Source organism: Archaeoglobus sp. (assembly GCF_017656475.1).
Classification (GTDB): Archaea; Halobacteriota; Archaeoglobi; order Archaeoglobales; family Archaeoglobaceae; genus Archaeoglobus.
In genome coordinates this window covers 1-4,353 of sequence record NZ_JACDNT010000073.1, presented here as the reverse complement: position 1 = coordinate 4,353, position 4,353 = coordinate 1, and the positions used below count along the sequence as shown (strand labels likewise).

Here is a 4,353-nt window from a genome sequence, read left to right as displayed (position 1 = left end):
TATCTCTCTGAGAATTCCGTGTATCAATACGTCCCTCTCAATCAGCGACGGTTTTCGAGTTCCGGATTTCTCTGCCACGAAGGCAACGAACTCAGACAAGTCCGGCATTTTCAACCACTCTCCTCACGCTCTTCGGATAGAAGCGAAGGTATTCTGCAAGTTTTTTCCTTTTCACTTCTTTCTTGTACTCTCTCAGGAACGCAACCATCCTCTTCTCAGGTACTGATCGGTATCTGAAAAGATAAACCATATCGAGCAGGGTCTTTTCCAGATCCGAATGTCTCAATCCGTTTTTCTCAACAACTCCGAAACCGAAGAGTTCCCTCTTCAGCTTTACGAACCTGACACTCTCTCCATTGATCTTCACGATCTTGGGTCTGTAAATGGAGTCATTCAGCACGTGGATCACGGGAGAGAACTCGTGTGTGGCACCGTTCAGCCTCAAAGCCGTGTTCAGTCCGAAGTACCAGTTCACTCCAAGTCTATTCATACCCATTGAGATGAGCTTCAGGGTATCAATGCTTTTTCGCGCGGCGAATTCCTCAATGGTTCTGACGTAATAAAGTCCGCGGAGAATTCTTATTATATGTCCATAGGATATCATATAACTTATAACCCTGCGTGCATCCTCTCCGAATCTCTTACATGCTTTTTCCATTTCTTCTCTTGTAACAACCTTCCCTCCAAATTCGGAGAGCACGTATTTCGTGAATTTTTTCATACTTGTTATTTGTGTAACAACATTTAAAAAAGTTGATGGTTGTTACATGAATAACTGCCGTTTTGCAATCCAATCCTCTCAGCTTTAAGAATTCTACTAAGCAATAATGTACGTGAACGAAGATCTCATCTTCAAGCAGAAGGTCGCCGAAGGATAACTTATCTGGCAAGTAAGAGTGTTCCTCTTTCAAGAAGCAAAAAATTCAATAAAATGTGAACTTCCTATGTATTACCTCGTCAAGGCGACGGTTTGGGGCTGAGAGGAGTCTTTTAATAGCATACGTGGAATTACGGCAAATATTTGATACTTGATTTCTTCAATTTTAGGGTCACTTTTCCAAATCCTTAATAAAATTAGTTAAGGCATTAGATAAGCCCAAATTTTGTCTCTTTTTCAGAATGGTGTAACTCAAAAATAAAATGTAAGAGTATCAAATAACCCAACCTTTAACCTTCAGCTCTCTACCAATCAAACGAAAAACTGAAGCTTTGGCAAGAGCAACAATGCAGAGCATTGTCCACAAAGGGTTGTAAATGAAGTAGTAAAGGGGCAAGAGTTTGATTTCAATACTGTAACTAGTTTTCTTTGAAAGTACTATCACGGTTGAAGCCCAGATTATGAAGGAGGCGAGCATTGCGATTAGATTCCTTATCACGTGGAGCTCAAAAATGGAAAAGAGGAGTAACGACACGACTTTGAAATGCACAAAGAACATGAAGGGAAGTATTAAGCTCAAAGCCTTTAGAATGAGGCTATCCGGAAGTGCCAAGCCAAATACAAGCCCAATAATTGAGGGATAAAACAAAAATAGGTAGGGAATCCAGAGTTTTGGTTTTTTCAAAATACTCTGAAAATTTTCTATCGCAACTTCAGCTCCGCCCAAGCTCCACCTTTCCCTCTGAACGAGCCAGTCTTTAAAGCTCGATGGTGACTTCGTTATCGCTTTCCCGCAAACTCCAACTCTATATCCGTTAAGCCCCAACCTTACGCCCAGATCCGTATCTTCGTTTATACGTTTTCTGAATCCACCCAATTTTAAGAGGACATCCTTTTTTATTCCGAAAGCCGCACCGTTCAGGCTGAGACACGAACCGAACTTCGATGCAATCTTTGCAGTCAGAAACATATTGAAAAATTCTATTTTTGCAAGCCTTTCGATGAGAGATGTAGCGTTGATCTCCTTTCCGATTTCTACAGCATCAAACTCCTCAAAATTTTCCAAATTCAATATTCTCGTGTCGGAATCTACGAAGATTATGTAATCCCCATCGGCTAAGCTAATCGCATCGTTCAAAGCCCTCCACTTCCCCCTCCTCTTCTCACTGATCGTGGCTTTCAGCCCGTATTCTCTTACAATCCTCAGGATTTCGTCATTCGGCTCGTCCGCTGCAATAATTATCTCAAAACCCCTATCCATCAGTTTTTTCACGTTCTCCTCGATAAAACCGGGCTCCCTGTAGGCTGTCAGAACCGCCGATTTTTTCATTCAAGCATCTTCTCCAAATTTTCGATCTCCTCTATCATCCTGGACTTTAATTTCCTCAAAACGTTTATCGGATTTTCGGCCCTGTAAACGTAACCGATCCATCCCTTTTTCACCATCTCCCTCTTTACAATCCCTTTCTGACTTAAATCCTTCAGCCTGTCTCTCACGAATCTTGCAGACAAATCCAGCTCCTTTGCTATCTCGCTAACCCTCATCTCTCCCTTTTCCAAAAGCAGAGAGTATATCTTCGCGTCTGACGGCTTGAACCTCAGCTTTTCCAAGACCTTCTCGATGTCAAGTATTACGTTCCTCATGGAACTCACCATCTAAAACCTTGGAGTAAACGTCTTCTATTCTTTTCGCAACGACATTCCACGAGTATTCCTCCTCAACGAATTTTCTCCCCTCATTCCCAAGCTGGCGTATTCTGTCTGGATTTGAAAGGAGGTTCGCTATGACTTTTGGAAATTCCCACAGATTTGTAGCCACTCCACCACTTTTAATTATTTTCGGTAAAGCTCCGGCTCTTGTTGCAACCACAGGGGTGGCACAGGCGAGAGACTCGATTGCCGTTATACCGAAGGACTCCATTGTTAGGGACGGCATGAGGAACAGGTCTGCGTGGTTGTAGAGTTCTGGGAGATTTGCATCTGGAATGAAGCCCAGAACTCTGACTTTTTTGCATAAGCTACCTTGAAGCTTCAGTAACGGCAGCATGAACATTTCGTCCTTTCCCGCTATGATCAGTTCAGCATCGTACTCTTTCAGACACTTGAAAAGCAGAGGGGTCAAGAGCTGTACGCCCTTTCTTGCGGAAAGTCTACCGACGTAAAGCAGGGCTTTGCTCTGCCCGTTACCCTTCATTGGCCTGAATTTTTCCACGTCAACTCCGTTGGGTATTACAACGACGTCTTTGGACGTAAAGTTGGAGATGAACCTCTTTGCTTCATCACTTACTGCTATTATCGCGCTGGCATCGTTTAGATATTTGAAGCCGAGTTTGAGCAATTTCCAGAAGTAACTGTCGTGCAAAGGTGCGATCGAATGATTCGTAACGATTGCCGGAATCCCCCTTTTCTTGGCCAACTTCAACGCCTTGAACGTTAGGGGTGTGAAGGCGTGATGTATGTGCACGATGTCAGGTCTTACGTTCATGCTTTCAATGGTGTTGCTCAGAATGACCTCGTGCCTCAAAAACCTGCTTAGCTCAGTCATGTGCGTATTTACTCCTCCAGTTCTCCCGTAGAATTCGCTTAGCATCAAGACCCTCATGCTGTCACCTTACATATGAACTCATCAGTTCCCATATATGAACCGAAAAGAACATATACTTTATAATCCTTTCGAAGTATGGTGAGAACATGAGGGAGATAAGGATCAGAGTCCCAACCCCAGATGATATTATCTGCGGAGAGTTTGGAAAGCACGTGCTGAAAGCGTACAAGGAATTTCTGCTTGCCGTGACGAGCACTCTTAACAGGCAGGTTGAGAGAATAGAAGAGCTTGAAAGACGTTTCGAAGAGAAAAGAGTGTGACTTCTGGCGATAAAAATGATGGATATCGTAAGCAGGCTGTTCAAACCTAACATAGAGAAGCTTGTGGCGAGGTGGGACGTTGACGGACTGATAAACGCATTGAATCACAGAGATTACAAAACCAGAAAGAGAGCAGCAGAAGCTCTTGGAGAGATGAGGGCCAGGGAGTCTGTGGATGCACTAATCAAAACCCTGAAAGATGAGAATTCTGAGGTCAGAAAAGCTGCCGCTTATGCTCTCGGCAGAATTGGAGATGAGAAGGCAATAAAGCCACTCGTTGAGGCTTTGAAGGATGAAAGCCTCGACGTCAGAATTGAGGCGGCAAAAGCTCTCAAGGAGGTAGGTTACAGAAGAGCTGCAGAACTGCCAAATCTCGTGTCTGATGTGCTAAGCATTTCTAGGGATGAGGCTTTCAGAATTCTGGAAAAGATCAGAACAGGAAAATTTGACTTTCTCAGGAGGTGAGGGTATGAATCCTGTCACGCTGTTCAGTTTAGTAGCAGCAAATCCCTTATCAAAGAGCGTAATAAAGAAGCTTCTTGAAAAAGATGGTGAGACTACAAGGCTGGATAAACTGCTGAAAGCTTACGCATACGGAGAAGATGTGGATG

At 43.5% G+C, this 4,353-nt stretch carries 6 protein-coding genes; 2 read left to right on the top strand and 4 right to left on the bottom strand.

The genetic code is table 11. The annotated features are described in order from the left end of the window. Nucleotides 1-91: 91 nt before the first annotated feature. The 4 genes from H0Z19_RS11675 to H0Z19_RS11660 all read right to left on the bottom strand — a co-directional run bounded on the left by H0Z19_RS11675 (nt 92) and on the right by H0Z19_RS11660 (nt 3,479). Nucleotides 92-721 (bottom strand): type IV toxin-antitoxin system AbiEi family antitoxin, encoded by a 630-nt coding sequence (locus tag H0Z19_RS11675; protein WP_290726822.1) that lies wholly within the window; start codon nt 719-721, stop codon nt 92-94. 430 nt (nt 722-1,151) lie between these two features. Then, entirely contained in the window at nt 1,152-2,207 is a 1,056-nt protein-coding gene (locus H0Z19_RS11670) for a glycosyltransferase family 2 protein (RefSeq protein ID WP_290726819.1), read from the bottom strand. After that, nucleotides 2,204-2,521 (bottom strand): transcriptional regulator, encoded by a 318-nt coding sequence (locus H0Z19_RS11665; protein ID WP_290726816.1) that lies wholly within the window; start codon nt 2,519-2,521, stop codon nt 2,204-2,206. The genes H0Z19_RS11670 and H0Z19_RS11665 overlap by 4 nt, the downstream gene beginning before the upstream one ends. After that, complete coding sequence (locus H0Z19_RS11660; RefSeq protein WP_290726813.1) at nt 2,502-3,479, bottom strand: glycosyltransferase family 4 protein; 978 nt, start codon at nt 3,477-3,479, stop codon at nt 2,502-2,504. The genes H0Z19_RS11665 and H0Z19_RS11660 overlap by 20 nt, the downstream gene beginning before the upstream one ends. Before the next feature lie 89 nt (nt 3,480-3,568). Between H0Z19_RS11660 and H0Z19_RS11655 the strand changes: the two genes are divergently transcribed. Beyond that, nucleotides 3,569-3,742 carry a hypothetical protein gene (locus tag H0Z19_RS11655; RefSeq protein ID WP_290726811.1) on the top strand — a complete coding sequence of 58 codons (174 nt, stop codon included), beginning with the start codon at nt 3,569-3,571 and terminating at the stop codon, nt 3,740-3,742. A gap of 15 nt (nt 3,743-3,757) precedes the next feature. Then, a complete protein-coding gene (locus H0Z19_RS11650; RefSeq protein ID WP_290726808.1) occupies nt 3,758-4,207 on the top strand; it encodes a HEAT repeat domain-containing protein in 450 nt (149 codons plus the stop codon). The last annotated feature ends 146 nt before the right edge of the window (nt 4,208-4,353 follow it).

Bases quoted from the DNA above. Each gene is read 5' to 3' on its own strand.
- H0Z19_RS11675 (WP_290726822.1), bottom strand. From the start codon at position 721: ATGAAAAAATTCACGAAATACGTGCTCTCCGAATTTGGAGGGAAGGTT.
- H0Z19_RS11670 (WP_290726819.1), bottom strand. From the start codon at position 2,207: ATGAAAAAATCGGCGGTTCTGACAGCCTACAGGGAGCCCGGTTTTATC.
- H0Z19_RS11665 (WP_290726816.1), bottom strand. From the start codon at position 2,521: ATGAGGAACGTAATACTTGACATCGAGAAGGTCTTGGAAAAGCTGAGG.
- H0Z19_RS11660 (WP_290726813.1), bottom strand. From the start codon at position 3,479: ATGAGGGTCTTGATGCTAAGCGAATTCTACGGGAGAACTGGAGGAGTA.
- H0Z19_RS11655 (WP_290726811.1), top strand. From the start codon at position 3,569: ATGAGGGAGATAAGGATCAGAGTCCCAACCCCAGATGATATTATCTGC.
- H0Z19_RS11650 (WP_290726808.1), top strand. From the start codon at position 3,758: ATGATGGATATCGTAAGCAGGCTGTTCAAACCTAACATAGAGAAGCTT.